Genomic DNA, 3,623 nt, shown 5'->3' with positions numbered 1-3,623 from the left:
AGGAATGACGAGCAGGACCGATGAGAAGGGGCAGACGACGTATTATGAGTATGATGATTTCCAGCGATTGGCGTACATTAAGGATCAGTACGGGAATATCCTGAAAGCCTTTTGTTACCACTATGCTAATTCTACCGATACGACTCCCTGTACGGGAACTGGTCTATCCTTTTCGAACGTCGAAAAGACAGGAAGTTTTCAGAAGAATGATTGTCCTGCAGGTTACAGTTCGGGCCCTGCCGTTTCCTACACAGTTCCTGGAGGTAAATATTTTTCAGCGACTTCCCAGGAGGACGCGGATGCCCAGGCTCTTGCTGACCTGAATACAAACGGGCAGATTAACGCCAATACAAACGGCACCTGCACGCAGCTTTATTATAACGTAGAAAAAACAGCATCCATCACAAAGAATAACTGTTCGGGAGGTTTATCAGGAAGTACGGTTACTTATACTGTAGCAGCGAGCCAATACAGTTCATCGATTTCCCAGGAAGATGCGGATGCAAAAGCGCAGAATGATATAGATTTAAACGGGCAGGCGTATGCCAATACCAACGGAACCTGTCTGACAGCTGTAAACGTTACCTTAACGAATAATACCCAGGTAAACTATCATGCAACCTTTAGCAAAAGCACGGGTGAGGAGTATGGGTTTGATTTCGGAGTGGGTACCCAAACTATTCAGGTTCCTGAAGGGACGTATTCAATAAATATTTATCCTCCGTCTGCATATCCTGCTACGGGCAGTATTACGGTAGGCAGTACTACGGTAAGCCAGCCCAGACATATTTTTGATAACATAGAGATTTCCACCGGAGGCGCTAACAACTTTATATCAGTAAACGAACAATGATCAGAATACCTGTTTTGAACTATCTGGTAGCGCTTCTATCAGTGGTTTGCTATACAACTGCCGGCTACGGCCAGTCGCAGGATAAGAACTATGTACTTACCCGCAGTCTCCGTGTTGCGGTAAAGAGCAGTGCAGAGTTAAATGCGGCATCGGGAGATAAGAATAAAGTACAGATGGAGGTACAATACATTGACGGCCTGGGCAGGCCGGTACAGTCCATCCAGGTGCAGGGTTCCCCATTGGGAAAAGATATTGTCACCCCGGTAGAATACGATTCCTTTGGACGGGAAGCCAGGAAATATCTGCCTTATGCGGATGACAGTAACGGATATGGGTTGTATAAACCAAATGCGGTATCCTCCCAGCAAGGTTTTTACTCCCAAACTGGGCCTGTAGTTCACATACCCTCTTCCGGTGTGAGCTTTTCAGAAGCCCGTTTCGAGGCATCCCCCTTAAACCGGGTTCTGGAACAGGGATTCCCGGGTACCAGCTGGAAAATAGGAGGAGGGCATACCGTGGAAACGGAGTACGGAACGAATGTGAGTACCGACCCGATAAAGTTGTGGACAGTGGTGGCGGGAGGAGCCCAGAGCAGCACGTATGCCAATAATGAGCTGTATCTGACTAAGGTAACGGATGAGAATGAACACAGCAGTTTCGAGTATAAAGACAAGGAGGGGCAGGTAGTATGTAAGAAAGTGCAGAACGGGAATACCTATCTCTATACCTACTACGTGTACGATGATCTGGGAAACCTGAGCTACGTAGTTCCGCCTTTGCCATCAGAGGCAGGCAGCCTTCCTGCTGCTTTTAGCGAGAACGACGCTGTTTTTAAAAACTTCTTTTACGGATATCATTACGATGGAAGAAACCGGATGGTAGAAAAGAAGATACCGGGAAAAGAGTGGGAGCATATTGTTTACAACGTGCTCGATAAACCCGTACTTACCCAGGATGGCAAACAGCGGGGTAGCAATACCTGGCTGTTTACCAAATACGATGCCTTCGGCAGAGTGGTGTATACGGGAGAGTTAACAGACACCCGGAGCAGGGATGCCCTGCAAACCTCCCTGAATAACTTACCGGCAGGTACTCCGCTGTGGGAGACCTTTACTAACAGCAGCACCGATAACGGGTACAGCAGTGTAAGTTTTCCGCAGATCTACAACAAGGCATTAACGGTGAACTATTACGACGATTACAGCTTTTTAAGTAACAGCGCGATCAATCCTTCGACTGCGATCTATAAAGCACCGGCAGCTTCAGTAGATACCCTGCTTCAGATCCCGCGTGGTTTGCTGACAGGAAGCAAGGTAAATGTGTTGGGCACAACAAACTACCTGTTTTCGTTGAATCATTACGATACGGAAGGCCGAATGGTGCAAAGCTACAGCCAGCATTACCAGGGAGGCAGCATCGCTGCCGGAAAGTATGATGCCATATCAAATCAGTACAGCTTTACAGGCGCACTGACCAAGAGCAAGCGAAATCACTTTGCTCCGGGTTCCAGTCCTTCGGGGTTAAATGTGGTAACCGCTTATGGATATGACCATGCAGGCAGGAAGATGTTCCTGCAGCAGCAATACAGCAATACCGCAGTAGTAAGTCCGGTTCTGGATCTGGCCCGGTACGAGTACAATGAGTTGGGGCAACTGGTAAAAAAATCCTTAAACTCAAAAGCACAGGAAATAGCATTGGGTGAAGCGGATGCCATTGAGGCAGGAAAACAGCTCAACCTGGATGCAGCAAAAAGCATTACCCTGGGTCCTGGTTTCTTTATCGAAGAAGGCGCCGTTGTAGATATGACGATCAGCCCATCCGGCCCTTACCTGCAGGTCATTGACTACCGGTACAATTCCAGGGGCTGGCTAAACAGGATCAATAACCCGGATAATCTGGAGGATGAAACAGATGCTTCCCTTACCGATGCCTTTGCAGAAAGGCTGGAATACGATCAATCAGTGAACGGAGCGCTGGCGCAATACAACGGGAATATTAGTTCGCTAAATTGGCAAACCCGTTTACGGACACAGGTTGGCCAGGAGCCAAAAGGTTACGCCTTTGAATACGATCCATTGAACCGCTTAACCGCTTCTTTCTACAAGGCCGCTTCCGGTAACGACAAATTCAATGAAACGCTCAGCTACGATGAACTGGGCAATATTGAATCATTGATCAGGAAGGATGCAAGTGGGACGCTGAATAGTTTAAGCTACGATTACGGTAGCGGCATAAACCGGAGTAACAAACTGCTTAGCGTAGCTGATATAGGAACGGAACAATACAGCAGCAGTTACGGGTATGATATCAATGGGAATGTAACTTCCGACAGTAAGAAAGGGATTAGCGCTAACGGTATAATCTATAATATCCTGAACCTGCCATCCGAGATAACCCTGAGCAATAAAACGATTGACTACGTATATGATGCAAGCGGCAGGAAGTTACAACGGAAGACCAGCAGTGGGGAAGACCGAAGCTATGTAAACGGAATTGAGTATGCGGGCAATACATTGGAGTTTATACAAAATGAGGAAGGGCGAGGATACTTCAGTGCGGACTCGTACATACTGGAATATAACCTGGTAGATCATTTAGGGAATGTACGTGCCTTGATTGGAGACAAGAATAAAAATGGTAACTTTGATTATGCCGATGAGGTATTGCAGGTAAATGATTATTATGGATTTGGCAGGGAGATAGCAGGAGCAGGAAACATTAACCCAACTCCGGATAACAAGTACAAGTATAATGGGAAGGAGTTTCAGGA

Annotated in this window: 2 protein-coding genes; both read left to right on the top strand. The window is 47.0% G+C overall.

What is annotated here, in order from left to right; all coding sequences use genetic code 11:
- Positions 1-853 (top strand): DUF5977 domain-containing protein (locus ACLCDL_RS17820; protein WP_423149767.1); only part of this gene is annotated, 853 nt, incomplete at its 5' end.
- The coding region (locus ACLCDL_RS17815) for a DUF6443 domain-containing protein (protein WP_423149766.1) at positions 850-3,623 on the top strand (2,774 nt) is incomplete at its 3' end. The genes ACLCDL_RS17820 and ACLCDL_RS17815, both read left to right, overlap by 4 nt.

This window comes from Rubrilithobacter danxiaensis (assembly GCF_047272945.1).
GTDB lineage: Bacteria > Bacteroidota > Bacteroidia > Sphingobacteriales > Sphingobacteriaceae > Rubrolithibacter > Rubrolithibacter danxiaensis.
The sequence above is the reverse complement of the archived record's forward strand: the minus strand, read 5'-3'. Positions and strand labels throughout refer to the sequence as shown.